Genomic DNA, 26477 nt, shown 5'->3' with positions numbered 1-26477 from the left:
TCGAAAACAGTCACACCAAGAGTAGCTTGACAGGTTCCAAAAAGAAACTGACTATAGAGTTAGTTCCAAAAAAGAACCCAAGAGGAAAGACCGATGTCCAGATCACCTGTTGCGCTGATTATCGGCGCCGGCGACGCTACGGGTAGCGCCGTTGCCAAACGCTTTGCCCGTGAGGGCTACACCTTATGCGTAACCCGCCGCAACCGGGACCAACTGGACCCACTGGTGGCTGAAATCCGCGCCACGGGTGGTACTGCCCACCCCTTCGGCTGTGACGCCCGCATCGAGGAACAGATGGTCGACTTGTTCGAGCATATCGAGAGCGATGTCGGCCAGATCGAAGTGGTGGTATTCAACATCGGCGCCAATGTACGATTTTCGATTACCGAAACCACCGAGCGCGTTTACCGCAAGGTGTGGGAAATGGCTGCCTTGGCCGGATTTCTGACTGGTCGTGAAGCAGCCAGAGTCATGCTACCGCGCAGCCGGGGCACGATCATCTTCACTGGCGCCACCGCGTCATTACGCGGATCAAGCGGGTTCGCAGCCTTTGCCAGCGCCAAATTCGCCCTGCGTGCACTGGCTCAAAGCATGGCCAGGGAGCTGGGCCCACAGGGGATCCACGTTGCTCACCCGATCATCGACGGAGCTATCGACACCGCTTTCATCCGCGATACCTTTCCCGAGCGCTATGCACTGAAGGACCAGGACGGCATTCTCGACCCGGAGCATATAGCCGAGCAGTACTGGCAACTGCATCGCCAGCCCCGCGACGCCTGGACCCATGAACTGGATCTGCGCCCGTGGATGGAAACCTTTTGACCAGCATCTGACCGCACCACCTGACTGGAGATACCCACATGAGCAAACAGATCGAGTTCTTCTTTGATGTCGGCAGTCCTGCCAGTTATCTGGCCTGGACACAACTTGCCGCCCTGGCCAAGCGTCATGACGCGACCCTGGTCTATCGTCCCATGTTACTGGGCGGCGTATTTCAGGCGACAGGTAACCAGTCCCCAGCCAGCATCGAAGCCAAGGGCGCCTATACACGTCTCGACTTCCAACGTTTTGCTCGCCGCTATGGCGTCACGCTAAACCACAATCCCTATTTCCCGATCAACACCCTGCAGCTGATGCGTGGAGCCGAAGCCCTGCGCGAAACAGATCAGCTGCAACCTTATCTGACCGCTGTGTTCACCGCGATGTGGGTAGACGAGCAGGATATGGGGCAACCCGAAGTGGTAGGCAAGGTTCTGGCAGCCGCGGACTTTGATCCTTCAGAGTTAATGGAACGCCTCAGCGATCCGAAGGTGAAGCAGGGGCTGAAGGAGACAACTGAAGAGGCCGTGCGTCGCGGCGTGTTTGGTGCCCCTACGATTTTTATCGATGGCGAGATGTTTTTCGGCCAGGATCGCCTGGACTTCGTGGAGGAAAAACTGAGCGCCAGCAGTTAGACCTCGAGGAGGAAAGTAACCGGACCATCATTGACCAGATGCACCTGCATGTCCGCTCCAAAGCGGCCGCTGGCGACAACCGCATGCTGAGTCCGGGCGCGCTCGAGGAGATAATCGAACAGCGCAGCCGCCTGCTCCGGGGGGGCGGCGGTGGAGAACCCCGGACGCAGGCCCTTACGGGTATCAGCCGCCAGGGTGAACTGCGACACCAGCAGCAACCCGCCATCAATGTCCCGCAGCGACAGATTCATACGGCCTTCCGGATCGCTGAATACCCGGTAATCCAGCAGTCTCTTAAGCAGCTTGTCGGCCGCGGCCTGGTTGTCCTCGGGCTCCACGCCCACCAGCACCAGCAACCCCCTGTCGATCGACCCTAGGATTTCCCCGACCACTTCGACACGGGCGCTACTGACCCTCTGCAATAAGGCTTTCACCCGCTACTCCACCCGCGGAGGAAGACCCAGCAGCTGCCGCGACAGGGTTTCACTGGCTCTGACCAGCGCATCAGCGATGCCGGTTTCCGAGGCCGCATGACCGGCGTCACGGATAATCTGCAGTTCACTGCCGGGCCATTTGTGATGCAGGCTGTAAGCGTTGTCCAACGGGCAGACCATGTCGTACCGGCCATGCACGATAATTCCGGGAATGTGGGCGATACGGTGCATGTTATCCAGTAACTGATCCGGTGCCAGGAAAGCGTGATTGACGAAGTAATGACACTCGATGCGTGCAATCGCGTAGGCGCGCCGTGCGTCACTGAACCTGTCCACCACCTGCGGACTGGGCCTGAGTGTAGCGCAACGGCCCTCCCACAATGACCAGGCCTTGGCAGCATGCATGCGACAGATCTCGTCGTCTCCGGTCAGCCGCCGGTAGTAGGCAGCTACCATGTCACCGCGCTCGGCCTCTGGAATCATCGAAACATAATCCTCCCAATAGTCCGGGAAGATATGGCTCGCACCCTTCTGATAAAACCATTGAATATCCTGATCGCGGCACAGGAAAATGCCCCGCAGGATCATGCCCATTACCCGATCCGGATGGGCTTGGGCATAGGCCAGCGCCAGCGTCGATCCCCAGGAACCACCAAAGAGCACCCACTTTTCGATCCCCAGATGCTCGCGCAGCACCTCAAGGTCCTCGATAAGATGTTGCGTGGTGTTGTTTTCCAGACTGGCATGGGGCGTCGAACGTCCAGAACCGCGCTGATCAAAGGTAATGATCCGATAGACTGAAGGATCGAAAAAGCGCCGGCTCAAGCTATCGCACCCGGCGCCTGGTCCTCCGTGAATAAACACGACGGGCAACCCTTCAGCGTGCTGACCGCTCTCGTCTGCGTACAGGACATGTGGTGCCTGTACTGTTATTTCGTGCCGGGCGTGGGGCTTGATCTCGGGGTACAACAGCTGCATGGCGAAGGCTCCTGGCCTGAATGACAGCCCCGCGGGGCCAACTCCTGGGTGACAACGCCAGCAAGGTGAGCCGGCGTATTACCCATACAACATTACTTCCCGGCAGACATTATGTCATCCGGCTCAGACGCCAAATGGCTTCACACCAATCAACATGCCATGCAGCCACAACGCAAACACGACCCAGAGCGCCAGACCAACCACTACCGTGATCGCGTCCCGGCTGATCTGCCCCTTGGGATAACGCACACCAGCCATGCGGTCGCGCTTGCGCGAGACAATGTAGAGCGGTACTGCCCAGGCGAGGAATCCGCCAAACAGCAACAGGTCAGCCAGCATGCCATTGGCCAGCAAGTGGGCAACAGCCCAGAACTTGACCCCTAACAACATCGGGTGCCCGACCCGCGCCTTGATATGGGTGTGGGGCACGTAAGTAGCAACCAGCAGAATAAACGCGGGGATTGTCAGCAGCGCGGCCAGATGGCGGGTCCATACAGGTGGCACCCATAACAGGACGGGGTCCAGTCGTGCCTGACCATAACCCCAGATGATCATGATCAGACCAATGACGGCGACAACGGAATACAGCCCCTTCCACAGCCCCAGCCCCTTTTTGTCGATGGTTGTCGCGCGCCACTGTGGAGCAAACATGCGGGTGGAATGCACCCCAAGAAACACCAGCAGACCTATCACCAGAACCAGCATCGCAATATCCTTTTTATCATTGAACCGTTAACTGACGGCAGAAGCGACACTATAGCCGGGGAGGCTGGCCAGCGCATCCGCTCAACCCTGTATTCGGCATACTCAAGCCCGGCGTCTTGAGAAATTCAAGCTCTCCCCGCATTAATGGTCGACCTTGAGAATGTAATGGCGTCGTCATATGTCATAGTTAATTTTTTCAGCCGCAGTTTGGAGCCACGTGCCCAGATTTTCCCGTCGTCAAAAAGCTACCCTGGTCGCCGGTATCATTACGCTACTGTTCATAGCGGGCTGGCTGTCACCCTTGACCATTGCCGAACTGTGGGAATGGGGGGCGCGGGTTTCGGGGCACCCGCTGGCCATGCTCGGCGTTGTCCTGCTGATGGCCGCGCTGATGACTTTCGGTCTGCCCGGCAGCCTTTGCTTCTGGATAATTGCCCCCTTTCACCCCCTGTTATTGAGCGTTTGCATGTTATTGCTGGGCAGTGTTGGCGGTGCTCTGGGAGCCTACCGCCTGGGTATGGGGCTGGGCCATGCGTGGCATGTCGAAGACATTTCGAGTCGGTTACTGCAACTGCTGACCAGGCGCAGCGACTTATTGACCCAGTGCGCATTGAGAATAATGCCTGGGGTCCCCCACTCGCTGATCAATCTTGCAGCAGGCATGCTGAGGTTGCGGCTGATCACCTTCGTCAGTGCTGCGATTCTCGGCCTGACCGTCAAATGGTCCGTTTACGCGCATACAGTGCATGGCATGGTGTCAGCTACCCAGGCCGAAGAAGCATTGGAGTTCAAAGCCCTCCTACCCCTCTTCATACTCGGTGTGTTACTGGTACTGGGCAGCATCGCGAAACGTTATTGGTTCAGGGCGCATGGGAAGCATCACACGCCCGGTCAAGAGCCTCCGGGCCGGGATGAGTGAGCGGCATCCAACTGCCTGGGTGCAAGCCATACTGACGGCCCACAGCAGTCATGGTCAGCACCCTCCACAACCCTGACCATGGCGCCCGGCAAATCCCGGGCAGCCCGTATAAAAGCCTCTGGGGGGACCTGGCGGTCATTCTGACCAAAGTACAACCGACGCAGCACGCCCTTCCTCCAGCTTTGCTGCCGCGCGGGATTTAGAGAGGCAAACAGGGGTGTATAGCGATGCATGCCGGTCCAGACATCAATATCTACCGGGGTCGAGACGGCGACCACTTCATTCACCACCGGCACACCCTCAGCCAGCAACAGGGCCAACACCCCGCCCCCTGAGTGCCCAACCAATGTCACCGAAGTGATATGCGGTCGATGGCGCAACCAATCCTGCAGCCCTGCTGCCATGCTTTGCACCACAAGCTCCGAGTAGCGGCCATAGGTCCACAGGAGTGGATCGCAGGATGGGTTTGCTTCCGTTGTGAAATAACAGGGGCGACCCAGATAAAGCACCGGGCCCGGAACCTCACGCATCCATCCCAGCGCCAGCAGACGCTTGGGGGTAGGATCCTCGGAAACCACCCTGCCGCCGGCCCGCCAGGGCCGACCATCACCCTCTATGAACACATGAGCATGGGATTGAGGCCCTGCACGGTCAAAGGCCTGCAAGGTGAAAGGGCCACCCATGAGTACAAGATTATTCAAACCAGATTGGCTTGCCTGGGCGTCGGGGCCGCCGGATGTCGACGCACAGCCTGTCAACAGCACAGCGCTCGAAAGAAATGCAAAAAGGGCCGGCCGCAAGGCGGCCAGCCCCTTCACCGCACGCTTACTCACACGCAAAGCAAACCTGCTGCACTTAAGCCAGGGTCAGAAATTCTGACGGAAGCGTACTTCAATGGAGTACTCATCGTAGCGATCATGCCCTACCAGAGTCTCTCCGCGCAAAGCGATACTGCGGTCATAGGCCATTGCCTTAGTTAGCCCCAGACCCACGCGTCCATAGTTGGAACTCTGTGAAGGCGTCTTGCTGTCAAACACATTGCCAGGGGCGCTCACAAAGGATGAGGCTACCGACGTGCCGGAGTTCTCAAACTCGTGTTCCCATGCCAGGCGCAAATCACCGGTAACGCTATCGCTGAGCTGATAGGCTGCGGTGAAGCCGAGCTCGGAGACCAGGGAGTCGAAGCTGCTGTGCCCAACCCGCAGCGCAGCCGCGCCACCTTTTTCGGTAAAGCCATCCACAGATACGTCGGTGTAATGAAGGTAGGCGAAGGGTTCGAGCACTAATGCATTCATCGGGTAGGACTTGATAACCCCGGCAGAGAGGTTCCAGATGTCGCCTTTGGTCTTGCCCTCGACCATGCCGAAACCGGTATCGCGATCGGTATCAAAGTTCGCCCGACTGAATCCCAGGTTGCCTTCCAGATAAAAATCCTGACCCAGTTCATGGGAAGCATAGGCGGTTATGCCGTAGGTATCAGCCTCTGTCCCCCCGCGGGCACCAGAAAAATCCGAATCGGAAGCCGCGTAGGCGATGGCCGCACCAATCTGCGTTGCATCGCTGATAAATTTATCGACACCTGCCACAAAGGTGTAGGTGGTGGAATCAAAACCGTTGGCCTCTGCAGTGTCTTCGTAATCGCCGCGGGTATAGATACCGCGGATAAAGTAACCTACGTCACCGCGATCCGCCGAGGCAGCGCCACCCCGGGCATATTGCAACTGCTCAGTCATATCGGCAGACAGGGCAATGTTGCCATTGGAATAATCCATCACATTGATGTCGGTGGTGGCCATACCGCTGCGACGCAAATCGGCCAGGCGACCGAGTACCACTCTGCGCACGTTGCGCGCATTGGAAACAGCGGTCTGCAGCATCTGATTGACCTGGTACTGACTCAACTGGCGATATTGCTGCGGATTATTGATCTGCTGTCCAATCTGCTGGAGCTGGGTATTGCTCGAGCCGGCGATAGCAGAACATATCTGAGCAGCAATACCTGTGGCCGCATTACAGTCAATGCCCACAACAGGCACCTGACCCACTGCAATGTCCGCTACCAGCTTGGCCAACTCGCCACTGAGCGCTGCCAGCGCAGCCGCATCGGTGTAGACGCTGCGCAGCCCGTCAATATCCATAGCGGTGCCACCACTGAGCAGCGCCAACTCGGTGTAATCCGTTTCCGTAGTTCCGTCGGCCGACGCCAATATATAACCCTGCACCTTGGTAATGACGCCCGAACTGTCTTTCACGTAGGCATAGCCAGTATCAGGATCGCTACCCACAACAGCGATGGCCGTGTTGCCATCCTTGTCCGTGAAGCGTTGGCTGACTACCGCATGGACCACGGTTTTGTATTGCGCGAGCTGATCCTGAATGTAGTTCTTGTCGATCTCGGTCATGCCCGTGGGCAGGTTGTTCAAGTCCAGGTCAAAGGTATCGTTGTCACGGTCTTCGTCTGTGATCAACATGATCGATGAACCTGCCGTCGGACGAAACTGGAAATACCGGTACAAGTAATCGATAGCCCGGTAGCCATCCTCTGTGCCACCACTGGTTCTGAGCTCGGGGGTTATCGCATCAAACTCGGCTGCGCTACCCCAAAGCGGGCTGGCCCCACTATTGAGATTGAAATGACGATACAGCGCCGTGCCCGTTTCTCGACCTGCTTCGTTGGTGGTTGCAGATTGACTGCTGCTGGCGCCGAAACCCACCAGACCAAACTGGTTGAGGGTCACGTTCTGGTCATTTAGCAGACTATCGAGATTCTTTACGTAGGTGCCGATAAACGCATTGTGCTCACCGGACATGGAGCCCGATTCATCAATGGCAACGACCATATCCAACGAGGATGCGGCATGCAGTGTGGTACTGGCGACGGCGGTACTGATGAGGGTGGCAAGTAGTGTCGGCTTGGGAAAAGTCATGGGTTGTGCTCCGTTTCTTCTGACCCGGATCCTGTCGAGGTTCCGGAATCGTTCCTTGTCCGAAAGACCTTCAACAACAACTGACTACTTCTTGATGCCAGCGACTTCATGTCGGTAGTGCTTCCTGGATGCTGTGGCGCTGCGATCAGGCTCTGTCACCTGATGGTCAACTGGAGATATTTTAACCTTATGGTTAGCCATTTCAAGATGTTTCCAGGCACCCGCGCAATGCATCCCACCTGATTCATACAGTAAATAGCGCATTGGCTGACGCAATTACCGTTCGCCTCCAGACATGCCCTGAGCTACCTTGATTACATACTCATCTGGAGACGTACCATGATCAAGGCAAGCGTGATGTATCCCAACAGCCCCAATGCCCGTTTCGACATGCAGTACTACCTGCATTCACATATGCCAATGGTAACCGGCGCGCTCGGCGCGGCCTGTCTCAAGGCGGAAGTAGAGAAAGGCGTGGCGGGCGGGACACCCGGTGCACAGGCGCCTTTCGTGGCCATAGCCAATTTGTATTTCGACAGCCTGGATAGCTTTCAGCAGGCCTTCGCACCCAACGCCAAAAAGTTTGCCGAAGATATTCCCAACTACACCGACATCAATGCACAGGTGCAGATCAGCGAGATACAGGACTGAGTTACGGCACTACAGGAAACATGTCACCTCCGGCGCGGTCGAAGCTTCAGGTACAGCCAAGCCATGCTCGCGCATTGCAAAAACGGAGGTCACATGCCCTACGACAGCATTTCGGAGTTGCCCGACAGCGTGAGGAACAGCCTGCCCAGGCATGCGCAGGAAATCTACAAGGAAGCATTCGATAACGCCTGGAAGCAATATGAAGACCCACGCGAGCGCAAGGGAGACGACGACCGGGAAACGGTGGCTCACAAGGTGGCCTGGTCAGCTGTGAAGCAAAAGTACGAGAAGCTCGGTGACAAATGGGTAGAGAAACAATCCTGACACCTGTCGCTGCACATTCACAATACAACTCGTTTGTGCGTGCGGGGTCTGACCTGGCCTACTATGAATGCACCGCGCGCGGGTCGCGCCGCCCCTGCAGGAGACCACAGACATGACTGATCCAACTTACACACCGCCACGGGTGTGGACCTGGGACGCCGAAAGCGGCGGCAGGTTCGCCAGTATCAATCGTCCGGTTGCCGGCCCTACACATGACAAAGAGTTGCCCGTTGGCAAACATCCCCTCCAGCTGTATTCGCTTGCTACCCCCAACGGGGTTAAAGTCACCATCATGCTCGAGGAGCTGCTGGCAAAGGGCTTTGAAGGCGCCGAATATGACGCCCACCTGATTAGAATCACCGAGGGTGACCAGTTCAGCAGCGGGTTTGTCAGCGTCAACCCCAACTCCAAGATTCCAGCCTTGCTCGATCGCAGCAGCGATCCGGCCATTCGCGTATTCGAGTCCGGCGCAATTCTGTTGTATCTGGCTGAGAAGTTTGGCGCTTTTGTGCCCACCGAACCCGCCGAGCGGGCTGAATGCCTGTCCTGGTTATTCTGGCAGATGGGCAGCGCACCCATGTTGGGCGGTGGTTTTGGTCATTTTTATGCCTACGCACCGGAAAAGTACGAATACCCGATCAATCGCTATGCGATGGAAGTCAAACGCCAGCTCGACGTGCTTGATCGCCAATTGGCCAGCCGCCAGTTCATTACCGGTGACCAGTACAGCATTGCAGACATGGCCATCTGGCCCTGGTACGGCGCCCTGGTAACCAACAAGGTCTACGAGGCCGCCGAATTCCTGCAGACCCACACCTACAAGAATGTATTACGCTGGACTCAGGAGCTGGAGGAGCGCGACGCGGTCCAGCGCGGACGCATGGTTAACCGGGCCTGGGGTGACCCGCGCGAGCAACTGCACGAGCGACACGACGCCAGCGACTTCCAGACACGTACACAGGACAAGCTGGAACCGGAGAGCAACCAGTAGTCCTGCTGGCCGCAGGAGCGCATGACAGCCCGGGCGTGCACCGCTACAATGTGCGCCCAGACTGATTTCCCCGGGCGACCCGCTGGCCAACGCCAACCGGTCGCTCTGGCCCTCTGCCGGAGACACCGGCCAGGACCCACCATGATCCGTATCAACGAACTGCAGCTCCCCCTCGACCATCCTGTCGACGCCCTGCGCAAGGCCGTCCTTGCACGGCTCAACCTCGGCGATACCGACCTGACCGATTTCACCGTATTCAAACGCAGCTACGATGCGCGCAAGAAGAACAGTGAAATTACGTTCGTGTACATCATTGATGCCCAGGTGCGTGACGAGGCGAAGGTACTGGCGCGCTTCGCCCAGGACCGCAATGTCCGTCCCGCCCCGGATACCGCTTATTACCCGGTGGCGCAGGCACCAGCCAACCTGAGCGAGCGCCCCCTGGTAATTGGGTTCGGGCCCTGCGGCCTGTTTGCTGCACTGAGTCTGGCGCAGATGGGCTTCAAGCCCATCGTGCTGGAACGCGGCAAGGATGTGCGTACGCGCACCAAGGATACCTGGGCACTGTGGCGCAACAAGGTGCTGACTCCCGAGTCCAATGTGCAGTTTGGTGAGGGCGGCGCCGGGCTGTTTTCCGATGGGAAATTGTATAGCCAGATCAAGGATCCCAAGTTCTACGGCCGCAAAGTCATGCACGAGTTTGTGCGCGCCGGTGCACCGGCGGAGATCATGTACGTCAGCAAGCCGCACATAGGCACCTTCAGGCTGACCGGCGTTGTCTCGACCATGCGCGAAGAGATTCGTGAACGGGGTGGTGAAGTACGTTTCGATAGCCGGGTCACCGATTTTCTGATCGAGGATGGGCGGATCGAAGGTGTCACACTGGCAAATGGCGAGCAACTACGCAGCCGCTACGTTGTACTTGCCTTGGGTCACAGCGCCCGTGATACCTTCCGCATGCTCCACGCGCGGGACGTCTATATCGAAGCCAAGCCCTTCGCAATAGGCTTCAGGATCGAGCATCCGCAATCGATGGTCGACAAAGCGCGCCTGGGTAAATACGCCGGTCATCCGGAACTCGGCGCAGCTGACTACAAGCTGGTCCACCATGCGAAAAACGGCCGAGCGGTTTACAGCTTCTGCATGTGCCCCGGAGGTACCGTCGTAGCGGCTACTTCCGAACCCAACCGGGTTGTTACCAACGGTATGAGCCAGTATTCGCGCAATGAGCGCAATGCCAACGCGGGTATTGTTGTCGGTATAACGCCCGAAGCAGACTTTCCTGGCGGCCCCCTGGCAGGTGTCGAATTGCAGGAAAAACTGGAATCCCACGCGTTCGAGCTCGGCGGTCATGACTATTGTGCACCCGGGCAATTGGTGGGAGATTTCATTCGCGGTAAGGCCTCCACTGAATTTGGCGAAGTGGAGCCATCCTACAAGCCCGGTGTTCTGCTGGGGGATCTGGCCTCGGCACTGCCCGCCTATGTGATCGAAGCCGTACGCGAGGCTCTACCCGCTTTCGGCAAGCAGATTCGTGGCTTTGATCGGCAGGATGCGATCCTGACTGGCATCGAGACCCGCACCTCGTCACCGATACGCATCAAGCGCGATAACCTGTCGCTGCAAAGCATTAATACGCGAGGGCTTTACCCTGCCGGGGAAGGAGCCGGCTATGCAGGGGGGATTCTCTCGGCCGGAGTGGATGGTATCAAGGTTGCGGAAGCTGTGGCTCTGGCGATGCTGGAAGATCTCCAGGACCGTTGATCTATTTGCTGATTGAGCTCGACGGGATGCTGCAGACTTAAAAAAAGCTGGGACCAGTCAACCGGTTCCAGCTTTCACTGACGCCAGGCAATAATCAGCCTCGAGCACCTTCCTGTATGGCTTCGCCACCTCTTTCGATGTCCTCTCCTGCGCCTTCCATGGTGTTGCAGCCAACCACACCGAACAGCAAGGCCATACCCAGCAAAATCGATTTAATTTCCAGGCTCATAACATGCTCCTTATCCAACGCTTCAAAAGAGTGAAGCAAATATCGCCGTGGTTATGCCACTGCGTCTCTTCCCGAAATCTGCACTACTCCATGTCTTGCCGAATGAATGCAGTTCCGTTGCTTTATTGGAGCGTATTTCTTCAATTCGGTTCCGTGGCTGGATCTCGTGGCGAACTCGCCACCTTCAATCTGGCGTAATGGACTCCATGCGCACACGTACAAACCGCGCAAAGCGCGGTAGGCCGGTTGAAGTGAGCCCGTTGAAACGATACGTGACCCAACTACCTAAAGGGGGCGGTTGCAGTCTGTCATCGTCGCTCAACCCACTGCCAAGACGAAATCGCCTGCCGTCCTCGCTTTCCACTTCCAGCGCGCCCACCATACCGGCATATTTACCCTGACCTCTGGTGTAGCCCACAACTTGCGCCTCGGCATCTTCATGCAGTTTGTACTTGAGCAGACCCTGACTGCGTCCAGCTGAATACAGAGCTTCCTGGTGATGGAGCATCAAGCCTTCCCCTCCTGCTCCTACCAGTCTATCCAGGCGCCGATCCAGGTCTTCGACGCCCTCGACCCTGAATTGTCTGATCGGTTGCAGCCATGGTATGGCGTAAGCTGTGATGCGGCGCATGGCAAGCACTCTCTGGCTGAACTCTCCGCGGTGCGCGGGTAGATCGAATACCATGAAATTGATCTTCTGCCAGTCGGTCTCATCCGGTTCGGCGGTGCGCACTATGGCGCTGACCTGATCAAATCGTGCACGGCTGATCCATAGTTCGCCATCCATAGGCGTCTCGGGCCAGCCCCGCGTGAACCAGATGGGCGCATTGATGCGATTGCCGCCTCGGGTCCAGAGGGCCGTGCCATCCCAATGACCACGCACACCGTCAAGCTTTTCACTGACCCAGTATTCAGTAACGGGTGCGGTGCCAGGATAAATGCCAGCCAGCATGGGTTGATGGGCTGGACCCGACGCCATGGCGGCATATGCCACGATTGATACAACAAAACAGATGCAGAACAGAATAATGTGACGCATGGTGACATCCTTTTCACTGACCGGGCATCAAGCTGCACCCGGGCTCTCGACTCATCACGGGGGTAACCAGTGGGCAAGACTGCGATACCCATGAGTGACTGCCAACCGAAAAACCTCAGAGTTGCCAACCAATGCCAGAAAGAAAAAATCCACAGCGATCACCGGCCGTCTCTCTTCGCCCGGAAGTGAGCCGCTGACGGAACCGATGTATTCCGCACAGTGGAAGCCAGCCTCCACAGGATCCCTATATTGTTCCAGGATGTGTCTATATCGGGGTCTAAAGGGGGGCTACCCTCTGCTAGTTTGTGGAATGCAAGGTGTGATTGCCTTAGAATTCGCATGCCATTGCGCCCAACTGCTGCGCCATTATTTCTACAAGGAGGTTTTTCTTGGACTTAGCTACTTTAGTAGGCTTGTTAGGCGCACTGGGAATCATAGGCTCGGCTGTTGCCCTTGGCGCATCCCCGCTGGTATTTATGAACGTTCCCTCGCTACTGATCGTATTGGGCGGCAGTCTGCTCGTAGTCCTGGCCAAGTTCAGCTTTGCCCAGTGTTTCGGCGCATTCAAAGTCGCCGGCCGAGCCTTCAAGTTTCGCCTGCCCGACACCGAAGCCAGTATTGCGGAGCTCGTCGCCCTCTCGACTGTCGCTCGCAAGCAGGGCCTGCTGGCCCTCGAAGACCAGGAAATCAACAACCCTTTTCTTAAAAGCGGCATTCAGCTGTTGATTGATGGGCATCCGCAGGAAACCGTGAGAGCCATCCTCGAAAAGGAGCGGGTGTTAACCCTGGACCGCAACCGCTGGGGCGCAAAAGTGTTTACCGCTCTGGGCGATGTAGGACCCGCCATGGGCATGATCGGCACCCTGGTGGGCCTGGTGCAGATGTTGTCGAATATGGAAGATCCCAAGTCGATCGGTCCTGCCATGGCAGTAGCGCTGCTGACAACCCTTTACGGCGCAATGTTGGCCACCATGATATGTAATCCCATCGCCGATAAACTGTCCTTGCGAATGACAGAGGAAGCGCGCATGCAGAGCCTCTGGATCGACGCCGTTCTGGCAATCCAGGAGGGCACCAACCCGCGTATTGTTGAACAGTTGTTGGCCAGCTATCTCCCACCCGACAAGCGGGGCAAGACCGCCGGCGAGCCCGGAGAAGCCTGATGGAGCTGCCAGAAGAAGAGGATAAACCCGGTATCCCCGCCTGGGTCGTGACCTTCGCCGACCTGATGTCCCTGCTGATGTGCTTCTTTGTATTATTGCTGTCTTTCTCTGAAATAGATGCCATGAAGTTCAAGCAGATCGCCGGGGAATTGAGCAAGGCATTCGGTGTGCAGCGAGACGTGCCTGCACTCGAGATCCCCATGGGTACCAGTCCGATTTTCGACAACTTTTCACCCGGCAAGCCCGAGCCCACACCGATAGATCAGGTCCGGCAGCAAACCACCGAGGAACTGCCGCAGATAGACACCCTGAGGGCAGAAATGGAGGCGGACCTCCAGGAACAGGTCGCATCAACAACCGAGAAGCAAATTCAGGTCAACCTGGAAGCCATCAAGAATGTATTGGAACAGGAACTGACCGAAGGCCGCCTGCAGCTTGAACAGGACCGCAAGCGCGTTATTATACGGATCGAAGAGCGGGGCTCATTTCAATCGGGCTCGGCCGTCATGACTGAAGACTTCGAGGATATTCTGTTCAAAATTTCTGAAGTCATCAGTCAGTTACCGGGTGAGATAACCGTCGAAGGCCACACCGACGACGTACCGATCAATACCGCACGCTTCAACTCCAACTGGGATCTATCCGCAGCGCGGGCCTCGTCAGTCGCCAATGCCCTGCTCGCAACCGGCGCAGTAGAAGCTCAACGCCTCAAGGTTCAGGGTTATGCCGACACTCGGCCCCGAGCCAGCAACGAATGGCCGGAAACCCGCGCATTGAACCGCCGAGTGGAAATTGTCGTGGATCTGGCCGAGGCCGCAGACCAGTATGAAACCCGTTTGCGAGAACTGATGGAAGATGACCTCGACCAGGTCATTCAGGGGTTCGAGGTGCAAAACGCGCGTTAAACGGTCGGCAGTAGCCATTAGCCGACGCCCCGATATCAGAGCAATAAAAAACCCGCCTACAAGGGCGGGTTTTTTAATACAGATGTAGCCGATTACTTGTTGGAGCGCTTACGCTCGTTCTCGCTGAGCAACTTCTTGCGCAGACGGATCGACTTGGGCGTGATTTCTGCCAGCTCGTCGTCTTCAATAAACTCCAGCGCCTGCTCCAGGGTGAAGCGAATCGGCGGGACCAGGGCGATAGTTTCGTCCTTGCCCGAGGCGCGCATGTTGTCGAGTTTCTTGCCCTTGGTCGGGTTAACACCCATGTCGTTGTCACGGCTGTTGATGCCGACCAACATACCTTCGTAGACCTCGTCACCATGACCCAGGAACAGCTTGCCACGTGCCTGCAGGGTTTCCAGCGAGTAGGTCAGCGCCTTGCCGGTAGCAACGGAGACCAGTACGCCGTTCTGGCGACCGAACATTTCACCGGACTTGATCGGCCCGTAGTGGCTGAAGATGCTGGTGATGATGCCCGAGCCGGAGGTCAGGGTCAGGAACTGGTTGCGGAAACCGATCAGGCCACGTGCCGGGATAGTGTATTCCAGGCGTACACGACCCTTGCCATCCGGAACCATGTTGGTCAGGTCGCCCTTGCGCAGACCCATCTGCTCCATCATCGCGCCCTGGTGTTGCTCTTCCAGGTCGATGGTGACGTTCTCGAAGGGCTCCTGCTTCTCGCCATCGATCTCACGGATGATGACTTCAGGACGGCCTACGGCCATTTCAAACCCTTCACGGCGCATGGTTTCGATCAGTACGGACAGGTGCAGCTCGCCGCGACCGGACACCTTGAACTTGTCAGCGCTGTCGCCTTCTTCCACACGCAGAGCCACGTTGTACAGCAGCTCCTTGTCCAGACGCTCCTTGATGTTCCGGCTGGTGACGAACTTGCCTTCCTTGCCGCAGAACGGGGAGTCGTTGACCTGGAAGGTCATGCTCACGGTCGGCTCGTCAACGGACAGCGGGGTCATGGCTTCAACGTTCAGCGGATCACACAGGGTGTCAGAGATGAAAAGTTGGTCAAAACCGCTGACGCAGACGATATCGCCGGCGGCGGCTTCGTCAACGTCAATGCGGTGCAGGCCGTGGTGACCCATCAGCTTGAGAATACGACCGTTGCGGCGCTTGCCATCAACGTCAATGGCAACCACTGGGGTGTTTGCCTTGACCCGGCCGCGGGCAATACGACCCACACCGATCACGCCAAGGAAGCTGTTGTAGTCCAGTGCGGAGATCTGCATCTGGAACGGACCATCACGGTCAACGGCCGGCGGTGGCACGTTGTCGACGATAGCTTGAAACAGGGGTGTCAGATCTTCGGCCAGATCATCATGTGCCAGACCGGCGATGCCATTGATCGCCGAAGCGAACACGATGGGGAAATCCAACTGCTCTTCGGTCGCACCGAGGTTGTCGAACAGATCAAACATCTGATCTACGACCCAATCAGGACGGGCACCGGGGCGGTCTACCTTGTTCACGACCACGATCGGACGCAGGCCAGCCTGGAAGGCTTTCTGGGTCACGAAGCGGGTTTGCGGCATCGGGCCGTCAACCGCGTCAACCAGGAGCAGCACCGAGTCAACCATCGACATCACGCGCTCTACCTCACCACCGAAATCGGCGTGGCCGGGGGTATCAACGATGTTGATGTGATGGTCATGCCAGTTGATGGCGGTGTTCTTGGCCAGAATAGTAATGCCGCGTTCTTTTTCCTGGTCGTTGGAGTCCATCAAGCGCTCAGTGTCGAGCTCGTTCCGCTCAAGGGTGCCAGACTGGCGCAGAAGCTTGTCAACCAGCGTGGTCTTACCGTGGTCAACGTGGGCGATGATGGCGATGTTGCGGAGATTCTCGATCACTATGGACATCCTGGGTGGCCAGGCGTAGCCCGGCTAACTGAAAAAAGAGGGGGGTATTATACAGACCCACGCATGACAGTGTATGTTTTTTGTACGAAACGGCAGTTTTCCGTGTCGACGAGTGCAAGAAACAGTAAAGCAGAGCATCATAGGCGCCGCTGTGTGAATTTCGTAGGTCAGTTGTTATCAAACACTGGCCAGCATTGCACCATAATGAATCGTCGCCTCTTTATACGCACCATTTTAGGGCGCACTTATTAGGTGCATTAATCGGCAGCAACTGATGCAAGGCTTACGGAACGGGTGTTTCAGGGCATGCTCTGAAATGGCACACCTTTTGCTCCTCAATACCACAAGCGGAGCGTAGATGTATTCCGCTCGAATTTTGTAACGCTGGGTCAGATGCCTGGCTAATGATTCCTTCTGGAGGAAACCATGTCGAAGACAGTTAAACTGATTAAAGAATTTGACGCGAAGTGGGTTGATCTTCGCTTCACCGATACCAAAGGCAAACAGCAGCACGTCACCATGCCCGCCCGTGATGTGAACGATGACTTCTTCGAAGAAGGCAAGATGTTCGATGGCTCCTCCATCTCCGGCTGGAAGGGTATCGAAGCCTCCGACATGATCCTGATGCCCGACGACAGCACTGCGGTACTGGACCCCTTCACCGAAGAGCCAACCGTTATCATCGTCTGCGACATTATCGAGCCGTCCACCATGCAGGGGTATGAGCGTGATCCCCGCAGCATTGCTCGCCGCGCCGAGGAATACCTGAAGTCCACTGGTATCGGTGACACCGTATTTGTTGGACCAGAGCCCGAGTTTTTTGTGTTCGACGAAGTAAAGTTCAAATCGGACATCTCCGGCTCCATGTTCAAGATCATCTCTGAGCAGGCTTCCTGGAACACTGATGCCGACTTCGAAACCGGTAACAAGGGCCACCGCCCCGCCGTAAAGGGTGGTTACTTCCCCGTTCCACCGGTCGATCACGATCATGAAGTCCGAACTGCCATGTGTAATGCGATGGAAGAGATGGGCCTGACCATTGAAGTCCATCACCACGAAGTAGCCACTGCCGGCCAGAATGAAATCGGCGTGTTGTTCAACACACTGGTAGCCAAGGCTGACGAAGTACAGACCCTGAAGTACTGCGTACACAACGTCGCCGATGCCTTCGGCAAGACAGCTACCTTCATGCCCAAGCCCCTGTATGGCGACAACGGCTCCGGTATGCACGTACACATGTCCATCTCCAAGGATGGCAAGAACACCTTCGCTGGCGAAGGCTACTCAGGCCTGTCTGACACTGCCCTATTCTTCATCGGCGGTATCATCAAGCACGGCAAGTCGCTGAACGCGTTCACCAACCCGGCTACCAACTCATACAAGCGTCTGGTTCCTGGCTTTGAAGCGCCGGTCATGCTTGCCTACTCGGCCCGCAACCGCTCGGCCTCGATCCGTATTCCATACGTTTCAAGCCCCAAGGCGCGTCGCATCGAAGCACGCTTCCCTGATCCGGCTGCCAACCCCTACCTGTGCTTCGCCGCACTGTTGATGGCTGGTCTGGACGGCATCCAGAACAAGATCCACCCTGGCGATGCTGCAGACAAGAACCTGTATGACCTGCCGCCTGAAGAGGCGAACCAGATCCCGCAGGTATGTGGCAGCCTGAAAGAAGCACTCGAGTCCCTGAGCGCTGACCGTGAGTATCTGACCAAGGGCGGCGTATTTACCGACGACCTGATCGATGCCTACATCGAACTGAAAGCCGCCGAGGAAATCAAGGTGCGCACCTTCGTTCACCCCCTCGAGTACGATCTGTACTACAGCGTATGAACCCGATGTTGTAGCTGCGGTCGAAAAAAGGGTGCCTTTCAGGCGCCCTTTTTTTTCGCCCGTCCGCCGGACCTTGCCAGATCAGCGCGCAGGTGCAAGGCTGAGACCTCGAATCACAGGAGTGACAACGATGCTGCGAACTCATTTGTGCTGGGCCCTGAGCGCCCTCCTCGCTTCGCTGGCCGGCTTCGCCAACGCGCAGATCTATACCTGGACTGACGCGCAGGGCAACAAGATCTATTCCGACCAGCCCCACCCGGATTCCCGCCAGGTTGATTTACCGCCAACCAATACATTGGAGTCGGTAGTGCCCCAGACACCGGAAGCCCGACAAGGTGCCCAGAACCGCAATGAAGATCGCCAAGGCCAGCTGAATAGTGGCTATCGCACACTCGAAATTGCCAGTCCCAAGAACGACGAAGGCATACGTGCAAATGATGGCAACCTCACCCTGACGATCAATACTGACCCACCCCTCTCACCCGGCCACATATTGCGGGCCAACGTCGATGGCGAAATGCGACAGGAGGCGGTTGCCGGCAATGGGCAGTCAACCCAGCGTCTGACGCTGCGCGAACTCGACCGAGGCTCACACAATGTTGCCCTTGTAGTAACCAACACCCGTGGCGAAGAAGTACAACGCAGCCAGGGCATTACCGTACATATTCAACGCACGTCCATTCTGCAGCCCGGACGTACCGGCCCAAACAGCGCACCCCAGGCTCCCCAGATTCCTGCACCCGGCGGCACAGCACCCTGATTGAACCGCGTCAATACGGCGCACCATATTGGTGCATACTGATTGCTGGTGCGCCGGATTTCGTGCATGAATCCTGACGTTGATCGCGCTAACTGATCATCGACGCATGCCGACCACCCTCGCGCCGGTCATCCACGCCGGTGTATCGAACGCCCCTAGAGCCCGATGCAAGCGACTTGCGCGCTCACGAACAGGCCTTCGCACCAAAACAAGTACTGGCCCAGGATAGTCCGGCCGGCCGAACCAGTACCCAGGGCGTGTTTTACGCCCCGTATTGGTTCGCTTCTTGCATTTGTCTGCACAAACTACGGGACTTCATATGCTGCCTGATCGATTTTTACGCCAGATACTCGATAACCTGACCACAGCTGTGCTGTTGCTGGATGACCACCTTTGTCTGCGGTACATGAATCCAGCCGCTGAGATACTGCTGGAGGTCAGCGGTCAGCGTGTTTCGCAACAACCGGTCGGCGAGCTTTTCCATGATAATCAGGCAGCGATCGACTCTCTGCAGCATGCGGTGGCGGACGGAGATCCCTTCACCAAACGCGAAGCACAGCTGAACCTGAACAACGGCCAGAGTCTCATGGTCGACTACTCAGTAACGCCCATTGTCAACGCTCCCACAAATTGGCTACTACTGGAACTGCATCCCCGCGACCGCTTGCTGCGCATCACCAAGGAGGAGGCCCAGCTCTCCAAGCAGGAGGTCACCAAGGTTCTGGTGCGCGGCCTGGCTCATGAGATCAAGAACCCTCTGGGCGGCATACGCGGCGCGGCCCAATTGTTGGCCCGCCAATTGCCGGAAGAATCGCTCAAGGATTATACCGATGTGATCATTGAAGAGGCCGACCGGCTGCGGAATCTGGTTGATCGCATGCTCGGGCCCTATCGCCCGCCAAAACTACAGCCCCTGAACATTCATGAGATCACCGAGCGAGTCTATAGCCTGGTGGAGGCTGAGACCCAACACGAACTAACGCTACGCCGGGATTACGATCCAAGCATTCCGGAAATAATGGCCGACCGCGAGCAACTGATCCAGGCCCTGCTCAATATAGTGCGCAACGCAATGCAGGCAATCGCTGAACAGGGCGGGCTGAAAAAGGGTCGCATTACCCTGCGCACCCGGGCCCTACGTCAGTTCACCATCGGACAGGTGCGCCACCGCCTGGTCTGTCTGGTGCAGGTCATCGACAACGGCCCGGGCATCCCCCGTGACATTGTCGACAGCATTTTCTACCCCATGGTAAGCGGGCGCCCCGAGGGCACCGGCCTGGGGCTTTCCATTACCCAGAACATCATCAGTCAACACCAGGGCCTGATCGAATGCGACAGCAAGCCTGGACGCACTGTATTCACCATGTTCCTGCCACTTGAACCCGTACCCGGAGACAAAACCCATGAGCCGAACTGAAAACGTCTGGATCGTCGATGACGACCGTTCGATACGCTGGGTGCTGGAAAAAGCGCTGCAGCAGGAGGGCATGGAGTCCGTCAGTTTCGACAATGCCGACGCAGCTCTTGCCCGCCTGCAACGCGAACAACCAGACGTATTGATCAGCGATATACGCATGCCCGGGACCAGCGGTCTCGAGTTACTATCCACGCTGAGAAACAGACTGCCGAAGCTGCCAGTGATCATCATGACCGCCCACTCCGACCTGGACAGCGCAGTTGCCTCCTACCAGGGTGGTGCCTTCGAATACCTGCCCAAACCGTTCGACGTGGACGAAGCCGTGGCGCTGGTTCGCCGCGCCTTGGCCCATAGCCGCGAGCAGGAAGGCCAGGGGCCCGACCTCAGCACCGCACGCACGCCGGAGATAATCGGCGAAGCGCCAGCGATGCAGGAAGTCTTCCGTGCCATCGGCCGACTGTCCCACTCCAATATCACTGTACTGATCAATGGTGAGTCCGGTACTGGCAAAGAGCTGGTAGCCCACGCACTGCACCGCCACAGCCCGCGGTCACGCAACCCGTTCATCGCGCTGAACATGGCGGCAATTCCCAAGGACCTGATGGAATCCGAGCTGTTTGGTCATGAAAAAGGTGCCTTTACCGGCGCGGCAGTGCAACGCCGCGGCCGTTTCGAGCAGGCCGATGGCGGCACCCTGTTTCTCGACGAAATTGGCGACATGCCGGCGGAAACCCAGACCCGTCTGCTGCGCGTGCTGGCCGATGGTGAGTTCTACCGCGTGGGCGGCCACGTCCCGATCAAGGTGGACGTGCGCATCATCGCTGCCACCCACCAGAATCTCGAGGACCTGGTACAAGCCGGCAACTTCCGTGAGGATCTGTTCCACCGCCTGAACGTGATCCGCATTCACATCCCCAAGCTCGCCGAGCGCCGCGAAGACATCCCGGCTCTGGCCCAGCACTTCCTCGCCCGTGCCGCCAAGGAGCTAGCCGTCGAACCCAAGGTACTAAAGCCTCAAACCCGCGACTACCTGCGCAGCCTGCCGTGGCCGGGCAACGTGCGTCAGCTGGAAAACACCTGCCGCTGGATCACCGTCATGGCCTCCAGCCGCGAGGTGTTAGTTGAAGATCTGCCTCCGGAAATGCTCAATCAGCACCAGGACAGTGCAGCCGACGGCCATTGGGAGCACAGTTTGCGCATCTGGGCCGACCAGGAGCTGGACCGCGGTGTCACCAGCCTACTCGAAACCGCCGTCCCTGCCTTCGAGCGGATCATGATCGAAACAGCTCTCAAGCACACTGCCGGCAGACGCCGAGACGCCGCGCAGTTGCTGGGCTGGGGCCGCAATACCCTGACCCGCAAGATCAAGGAACTGGGGATGAATATCGACGGCCACGACGAGGACGAAACCGAGTAACCGAGCACCGGGGAAGCCTTGGCACGCTTGATGCAAAGGTAACTATGGGTGTATTTGGGGTGACTCCAGTTCAGGCAGGCTGGAGTTGCCTTTTTTTATGGGCGAAAGGAAAGAAGCTGCAAGCTGCAAGCTGCAAGCTGCAAGCTGCAAGCGATTCAGAGTGAAGCCCATTTGATCCCTGTCTACCCAATTCTGCCGATACAGCAAATTCGCCTATCTGCTCGGACTACTTGCAGCTTGCAGCTTGTGGCTTGCCGCTGCGCGCGCCACCCCCTAAACTGCGCGGCTCCCCACTTCTGAAAGCGCGCGCCGCCATGTTCCACATCGCCCTGCTCGAACCGGAAATCCCGCCCAATACCGGCAATATCATTCGCCTGTGCGCCAATACCGGCTGTCAATTACATCTGATCGAGCCTTTGGGTTTCGAGCTGGATGACAAGCGATTGCGTCGAGCGGGCCTGGATTATCATGAGTTTGCTGCGGTCAGGACCCATGGGAATCTGGAGGCCTGCTTAGCGGCCGTGCAGCCGGAGCGGGTGTTTGCGTTGAGCACCAAGGGCACGCGTAATTTCAGTGAGGTGGCGTTCAAGCCGGGGGATCTGTTTCTGTTCGGTCCCGAGAGCCGGGGCCTGCCGGCAGCTGTTCGCGAAAGCCTGCCGCAGGATCAGGTGCTGCGCATTCCGATGCGGCCAGACAGCCGCAGCCTGAACCTGTCGAACAGTGCTGCGGTGCTGATATTCGAAGCCTGGCGGCAGCAGGGGTATGAGGGCGCCTTCTAAGCTGCAAGCTGCAAGCTGCAAGCTGCAAGCTGCAAGCATGATCAGCCTGGTCGGTGCGCCATGCCAGTCAACTTATTTCTTTCGGCAAGAGCACTATTTTCCCGATCAAACTGAACCGCTTGAAGCTTGAAGCTTGAAGCTTGAAACTTGAAGCTTGCCGCTGGGTTTAACGTACCTGAACCACAACCTTGCCCACAGCCTTGCGTGAGGTCAGGATGTTCAGCGCATCTTCATACTGGTCCAGGCGGAATTTTTCCGAGACCAATGGCTTGAGCTTGCCCTCACTGAACCAGGCGAACAACTGCTGGAAGTTTTCCAGATTGGTCTGTGGCTCACGTGCGGCGAAAGAACCCCAGAATACGCCGACAATGGAAGATCCCTTGAGCAGCGCCAGGTTAACCGGAAACTCCGGAATACGGCCGCTGGCGAAGCCTACTACCAGCAAACGGCCTTTCCAGTTGATCGAGCGCACGGCCTGGTCGAACAGATCACCACCGACCGGATCATAGATTACGTCCGCGCCCTGCCCCTTGGTGAGTTCCTTTACGGCGTCCTTGAGGCTGACTTCGCTGTAGTTGATCAGGTCGTCTGCGCCAGCAGCACGTGCCACTTCGAGCTTTTCAGCGCTTGAGGCGGCGGCGATAACGCGCGCACCCATTGCCTTGCCGATTTCCACGGCTGCCAGGCCTACGCCACCCGAAGCACCGAGTACCAGAAGGGTTTCGCCGGGCTTGAGGTCGGCACGCTGCTTGAGGGCGTGCATCGAGGTGCCGTAGGTCATGCTGAAACCGGCCGCGGTAACAAAATCCATATCCTTGGGAATCGGCAATACGCGCATCGCGTCAACTGCGATCTGTTCAGCAAAACTGCCGAAGCCGGTCAGACCCATGACCCGGTCGCCGGGCTGGAGATGGCGAACCTTCTCGCCGACGCTGGCGATCACGCCAGCCGCTTCGCCACCCGGGGAGAACGGAAACGGTGGTTTGATCTGGTACTTGCCCTCAATGATCAGCGTGTCGGGAAAGTTGACCCCTGCGGCATGGATGTCCAGGACCACTTCATTGGCCTTGGCTACGGGATCGGCGGTTTCTTCCAGTACCAGGCAGCTGGCAGGACCAAATTCTTTGCACAATACGGCTTTCATGATGACTCCATTATCAGATTTTCAGACAGTCTAGTCGCAAGCAGGGCAACCGGGTCAATGACCATACCCTTGATTGATTGCCATTCATAAGATCGGCTGCGGCGCCGGTTGGCTGGCGGACCGCGCTCGGCTATCCTGTGGGCAATTACAAGGAGTCTATCCCATGCGCATGATCCTCGCCCTGCCCCTTCTGCTGAGCCTGTTTGCGGCACTGCCCGCCAAGGCTCAGGATACCCCTGTGGCAGCAGCCCAATACGTCGAGCTCAAGCCGTCCTTTGTCGGTACCGTTGGCCCGGGGCCCAAGATCCAGTACATGAAGGTCGACGTGGCACTGCGGGCCAACGATCCAACAGCAGTTCCGCGCATCGAATATCACGACCCGTTGATCCGCAATGCGCTGGTCAGTCTGTTTGCCCACGAGACGCTGGAGAGCGTCGCGACCCTGGAAGGCAAGGAGGCGCTGCGCAGCAAGGCGCTGGCTGCAGTGCGTGAAGTGCTTGAGGAAGAAGAAGGCACGCCCCTGGTAGACGATCTGCTGTTTACCAACCTGGTCACCCAGTAGGCTGCTCGGCCTTCACCGAACCAGAGCGGGCTAGGTGAAGGCACTCAACTAATCGTCGATACCCTGACTCAGGTAGCTGGCGACGAAACTGTCGAAATCCACCGTGTCAGCTGCTTCGATTGCCGCCTGATCGGCCAGCGAGGCAGCCGCCTCTGCCTGATAGGCTGCGAGCGTTTGTTCATCCAGCGGCCGGGCCGCAAAGTACGCCTGATGCGCCTTGGATTGCTCCAGGGCAAAGCGGAAAAAACTGTTGCCGTGTCCAGCAATAGCCTCAAGCACCCGTGCCGAGGGAGTCAGGGCCGGATCGACCAGCTTGGCCCGTTGCGCAGCCAGACTTTCACCATAAGCCTCACTCTGATGCACGCCATCGAGCAAGGTTGCGCATTCACCAATGCGCTCCAGCAGCTCCTCACCCCAGGCAGTCAGCTCGCGACTCACGCCACTATCGGACAGCTGCAGGCCGGGCTCACGACCGCGCTTGACTGCCAGCGCAAAGTTTTCGCCGGTCTCTGTGCAACCTTCCTCGGTGAGCGGGGGACTTTCCTGCAGGGCGCAATAAAGCAGGAAACTGTCCAGAAAACGGGCGGTAGCCGGCTCGACACCCATCGGCACAAACGGATCAATATCCATGCAACGCACTTCAATATACTCAACCCCCCGCGAGGCCAGCGCATGCACTGGCTTTTCGCCGCTGTGGGTTACCCGCTTGGGACGAATCGGGCTGTAGAACTCGTTCTCGATCTGCAGCAGATTGGTGTTGAGCTGCTGCCATTGACCGTTGCTGTCGTGGGTACCCATGCGATCATAGGCCGCGAAGGGCAGACCGATAGCTTCCTGCATACTGTGGATATAGCTTTCCAGGGTGTTATAGCAGACGTTCAACCCGGACTGGGCATTGTTGTTGTAACCCAGGTCACTCATGCGCAGGCTGGTGGCATAGGGCAGGTAAAGTGTGTTGTCGCCCAGCTTCTGCAGCTTGTGGTCACGCCCCTGCAGGAAGGTCGCGCAGACCGCCGGTGAAGCGCCGAACAGGTACATCAACAGCCAGGCATAACGACGGAAGTTGCGGATCATCGCCATGTAGCGGTCGGACTGATAATCCTGAGCCGAACGCTGATCACCCGCGCGCTGCTGGAGTGTCGCCCAAAGCTGGGACGGCAACGAGAAATTGTAATGAATACCAGCAATACACTGCATCGCCTTGCCATAGCGAATCGCCAAGCCACGGCGGTAGACATTCTTGAGCATGCCAACATTGGAAGTGCCGTACCAGGCAATCGGAATATCGGCATCCGCGGGCAGGCGGCAGGGCATCGACTCGGTCCACAGCAACTCATCGCCCAGTTGGGCATAAACGAATCTGTGGGTCATATCGAGGCTGTCAAACAACCCTTTCAGACTGGTATTGACCGGCGTAATCAGCTCGATCAGCGCCTCTGAATAGTCGGTGGTGATGCTCGGGTGCGTCAGTGCAGAGCCCAGGGCAACCGGGTGCGGCGTGTGCACCAGCGTGCCGTCCGGGGTTGTGCGCAGACTTTCCTTTTCGATACCGTGGCGGCAACCGCGCAGGGCCTCGCGCCCAGCCGTGGTGTAGAACAGATCAAGGGTGTCGCTGAATGCTGGTGACAAGGTTGTCACTCCTTAGCCTTACGGGCCGCTGCGCAATGCGCGCATGGCATGCTGATGAATACCGGATCAGATCCGCGCGAAGGTGCCGAGGGCTTTGGCGACCAGGGCGCCGTCCTGACGGATCTCGCCATCGACCACAACGGTACGGGTACCGGCATGCACAACCTTGCCGATGCATTCCAGCTCACCGCCGACCACCGCACGGGTGTAGTTGATCTTGCACTCCACTGTAGCAGTGGATTCGTGGGGCTCCAGTACGCTGAACGCAGCAGCGCCCATGGCCGAATCCAATAGCGAGAAGATAACTCCGCCATGCACCCGCTCGGTAGAGTTGAAATGATCCTCGCGGATCGGCAGCGTCAGAGTACAGGTGCCGACCTCGATGGATTTGAACTCAAGGCCGAGCATCCGGGTAAAGGCGCTCATACGATTCAATGTGGGATGTGGGCTCATTCTCAGCGCTTCTTCAGGTCTTTGGCATTGGCAAACAGGTTGGCAAAGGTACCACCGGCGGCTGGCTGCGCACCAGCACCAGCGCTCTGGCCA

General features: G+C 57.6%; 26 protein-coding genes. 15 read left to right on the top strand and 11 right to left on the bottom strand.

What is annotated here, in order from left to right:
- The first annotated feature begins 93 nt into the window (after positions 1-93).
- Together IEV54_RS07255 and IEV54_RS07250 are read left to right on the top strand one after the other, a co-directional pair.
- A complete protein-coding gene (locus IEV54_RS07255) occupies positions 94-822 on the top strand; it encodes an SDR family oxidoreductase (RefSeq protein WP_150276651.1) in 729 nt (242 codons plus the stop codon).
- Between the two features lie 38 nt (positions 823-860).
- The gene (locus IEV54_RS07250) at positions 861-1454 is read left to right on the top strand and encodes a 2-hydroxychromene-2-carboxylate isomerase (protein WP_150276650.1); all 594 of its coding nucleotides are present in this window, start codon (positions 861-863) and stop codon (positions 1452-1454) included.
- On the opposite strand, the gene dtd is transcribed toward IEV54_RS07250, so the two are convergent.
- From dtd to IEV54_RS07235, 3 genes are all read right to left on the bottom strand, one after another.
- Complete coding sequence (gene dtd / locus IEV54_RS07245; protein ID WP_150276649.1) at positions 1451-1888, bottom strand: D-aminoacyl-tRNA deacylase; 438 nt, start codon at positions 1886-1888, stop codon at positions 1451-1453. The two genes, IEV54_RS07250 and dtd, sit on opposite strands and share 4 nt — an antisense overlap.
- A 3-nt stretch (positions 1889-1891) precedes the next feature.
- A complete protein-coding gene (pip, locus tag IEV54_RS07240; protein ID WP_150276648.1) occupies positions 1892-2866 on the bottom strand; it encodes a prolyl aminopeptidase in 975 nt (324 codons plus the stop codon).
- 123 nt (positions 2867-2989) lie between these two features.
- Positions 2990-3571, bottom strand: a complete 582-nt coding sequence (locus tag IEV54_RS07235) for an NnrU family protein (RefSeq protein WP_150276647.1) — start codon at positions 3569-3571, stop codon at positions 2990-2992.
- 217 nt (positions 3572-3788) lie between these two features.
- Here IEV54_RS07235 and IEV54_RS07230 point away from each other — a divergent pair, with 217 nt between their 5' ends.
- Positions 3789-4490: a TVP38/TMEM64 family protein gene (locus IEV54_RS07230; RefSeq protein WP_150276646.1), complete on the top strand. Its 702-nt coding sequence runs from the start codon at positions 3789-3791 to the stop codon at positions 4488-4490.
- On the opposite strand, the gene IEV54_RS07225 is transcribed toward IEV54_RS07230, so the two are convergent.
- Both IEV54_RS07225 and IEV54_RS07220 read right to left on the bottom strand, forming a co-directional pair.
- The gene (locus IEV54_RS07225) at positions 4463-5323 is read right to left on the bottom strand and encodes a PGAP1-like alpha/beta domain-containing protein (RefSeq protein WP_150276645.1); all 861 of its coding nucleotides are present in this window, start codon (positions 5321-5323) and stop codon (positions 4463-4465) included. The genes IEV54_RS07230 and IEV54_RS07225 overlap by 28 nt on opposite strands.
- A 33-nt stretch (positions 5324-5356) precedes the next feature.
- Positions 5357-7417, bottom strand: a complete 2061-nt coding sequence (locus IEV54_RS07220) for an autotransporter family protein (protein WP_150276644.1) — start codon at positions 7415-7417, stop codon at positions 5357-5359.
- Between the two features lie 339 nt (positions 7418-7756).
- Between IEV54_RS07220 and IEV54_RS07215 the strand changes: the two genes are divergently transcribed.
- From IEV54_RS07215 to IEV54_RS07200, 4 genes are all read left to right on the top strand, one after another.
- Positions 7757-8068, top strand: coding sequence for an EthD family reductase (locus tag IEV54_RS07215; RefSeq protein ID WP_150276643.1), 312 nt, complete (start codon positions 7757-7759; stop codon positions 8066-8068).
- A 93-nt stretch (positions 8069-8161) separates the two neighbouring features.
- Positions 8162-8392: a ChaB family protein gene (locus IEV54_RS07210; protein WP_150276642.1), complete on the top strand. Its 231-nt coding sequence runs from the start codon at positions 8162-8164 to the stop codon at positions 8390-8392.
- Between the two features lie 112 nt (positions 8393-8504).
- Entirely contained in the window at positions 8505-9383 is an 879-nt protein-coding gene (gene yghU / locus IEV54_RS07205) for a glutathione-dependent disulfide-bond oxidoreductase (protein WP_150276641.1), read from the top strand.
- 141 nt (positions 9384-9524) lie between these two features.
- Positions 9525-11147, top strand: coding sequence for an NAD(P)/FAD-dependent oxidoreductase (locus IEV54_RS07200; protein ID WP_150276640.1), 1623 nt, complete (start codon positions 9525-9527; stop codon positions 11145-11147).
- Between the two features lie 94 nt (positions 11148-11241).
- On the opposite strand, the gene IEV54_RS07195 is transcribed toward IEV54_RS07200, so the two are convergent.
- Positions 11242-11376, bottom strand: coding sequence for an entericidin A/B family lipoprotein (locus IEV54_RS07195; RefSeq protein ID WP_150276639.1), 135 nt, complete (start codon positions 11374-11376; stop codon positions 11242-11244).
- Between the two features lie 184 nt (positions 11377-11560).
- Positions 11561-12415 carry a DNA ligase gene (locus IEV54_RS07190; protein WP_150276638.1) on the bottom strand — a complete coding sequence of 285 codons (855 nt, stop codon included), beginning with the start codon at positions 12413-12415 and terminating at the stop codon, positions 11561-11563.
- 389 nt (positions 12416-12804) lie between these two features.
- Here IEV54_RS07190 and pomA point away from each other — a divergent pair, with 389 nt between their 5' ends.
- Positions 12805-13578, top strand: a complete 774-nt coding sequence (gene pomA / locus IEV54_RS07185; RefSeq protein WP_150276637.1) for a flagellar motor protein PomA — start codon at positions 12805-12807, stop codon at positions 13576-13578.
- Entirely contained in the window at positions 13578-14483 is a 906-nt protein-coding gene (locus IEV54_RS07180; protein WP_150276636.1) for a flagellar motor protein MotB, read from the top strand. The genes pomA and IEV54_RS07180 overlap by 1 nt, the downstream gene beginning before the upstream one ends.
- Positions 14484-14575: 92 nt before the next feature.
- Here the strand turns inward: IEV54_RS07180 and typA are convergent, their stop codons facing one another.
- Positions 14576-16384, bottom strand: a complete 1809-nt coding sequence (gene typA, locus IEV54_RS07175) for a translational GTPase TypA (RefSeq protein WP_150276635.1) — start codon at positions 16382-16384, stop codon at positions 14576-14578.
- A 435-nt stretch (positions 16385-16819) separates the two neighbouring features.
- On the opposite strand from typA, the gene glnA reads away from it, so the two are divergent.
- From glnA to trmL, 5 genes are all read left to right on the top strand, one after another.
- Positions 16820-18223 (top strand): glutamate--ammonia ligase, encoded by a 1404-nt coding sequence (gene glnA, locus IEV54_RS07170; RefSeq protein ID WP_150276634.1) that lies wholly within the window; start codon positions 16820-16822, stop codon positions 18221-18223.
- A 130-nt stretch (positions 18224-18353) separates the two neighbouring features.
- On the top strand, positions 18354-18983 hold the full coding sequence (locus tag IEV54_RS07165) for a DUF4124 domain-containing protein (protein ID WP_150276633.1): 630 nt from the start codon (positions 18354-18356) through the stop codon (positions 18981-18983).
- 319 nt (positions 18984-19302) lie between these two features.
- On the top strand, positions 19303-20400 hold the full coding sequence (gene glnL / locus IEV54_RS07160) for a nitrogen regulation protein NR(II) (RefSeq protein ID WP_150276632.1): 1098 nt from the start codon (positions 19303-19305) through the stop codon (positions 20398-20400).
- A complete protein-coding gene (gene ntrC, locus IEV54_RS07155; protein WP_150276631.1) occupies positions 20387-21817 on the top strand; it encodes a nitrogen regulation protein NR(I) in 1431 nt (476 codons plus the stop codon). The genes glnL and ntrC overlap by 14 nt, the downstream gene beginning before the upstream one ends.
- A 314-nt stretch (positions 21818-22131) precedes the next feature.
- Positions 22132-22596, top strand: coding sequence for a tRNA (uridine(34)/cytosine(34)/5-carboxymethylaminomethyluridine(34)-2'-O)-methyltransferase TrmL (gene trmL, locus IEV54_RS07150; RefSeq protein ID WP_150276630.1), 465 nt, complete (start codon positions 22132-22134; stop codon positions 22594-22596).
- A gap of 166 nt (positions 22597-22762) precedes the next feature.
- Here trmL and IEV54_RS07145 read toward each other — a convergent pair whose 3' ends face one another.
- Positions 22763-23740: an NADPH:quinone oxidoreductase family protein gene (locus IEV54_RS07145; RefSeq protein ID WP_150276629.1), complete on the bottom strand. Its 978-nt coding sequence runs from the start codon at positions 23738-23740 to the stop codon at positions 22763-22765.
- A 163-nt stretch (positions 23741-23903) separates the two neighbouring features.
- Between IEV54_RS07145 and IEV54_RS07140 the strand changes: the two genes are divergently transcribed.
- Positions 23904-24302 (top strand): flagellar basal body-associated FliL family protein, encoded by a 399-nt coding sequence (locus IEV54_RS07140; protein WP_150276628.1) that lies wholly within the window; start codon positions 23904-23906, stop codon positions 24300-24302.
- A 48-nt stretch (positions 24303-24350) separates the two neighbouring features.
- Here IEV54_RS07140 and gshA read toward each other — a convergent pair whose 3' ends face one another.
- Both gshA and IEV54_RS07130 read right to left on the bottom strand, forming a co-directional pair.
- Positions 24351-25931: a glutamate--cysteine ligase gene (gshA, locus tag IEV54_RS07135; RefSeq protein WP_150276627.1), complete on the bottom strand. Its 1581-nt coding sequence runs from the start codon at positions 25929-25931 to the stop codon at positions 24351-24353.
- Between the two features lie 66 nt (positions 25932-25997).
- Positions 25998-26384: a PaaI family thioesterase gene (locus IEV54_RS07130; RefSeq protein ID WP_150276626.1), complete on the bottom strand. Its 387-nt coding sequence runs from the start codon at positions 26382-26384 to the stop codon at positions 25998-26000.
- Positions 26385-26477 lie beyond the last annotated feature (93 nt).

This window comes from Halopseudomonas salina (assembly GCF_014637955.1).
GTDB lineage: Bacteria > Pseudomonadota > Gammaproteobacteria > Pseudomonadales > Pseudomonadaceae > Halopseudomonas > Halopseudomonas salina.
The sequence above is the reverse complement of the archived record's forward strand: the minus strand, read 5'-3'. Positions and strand labels throughout refer to the sequence as shown.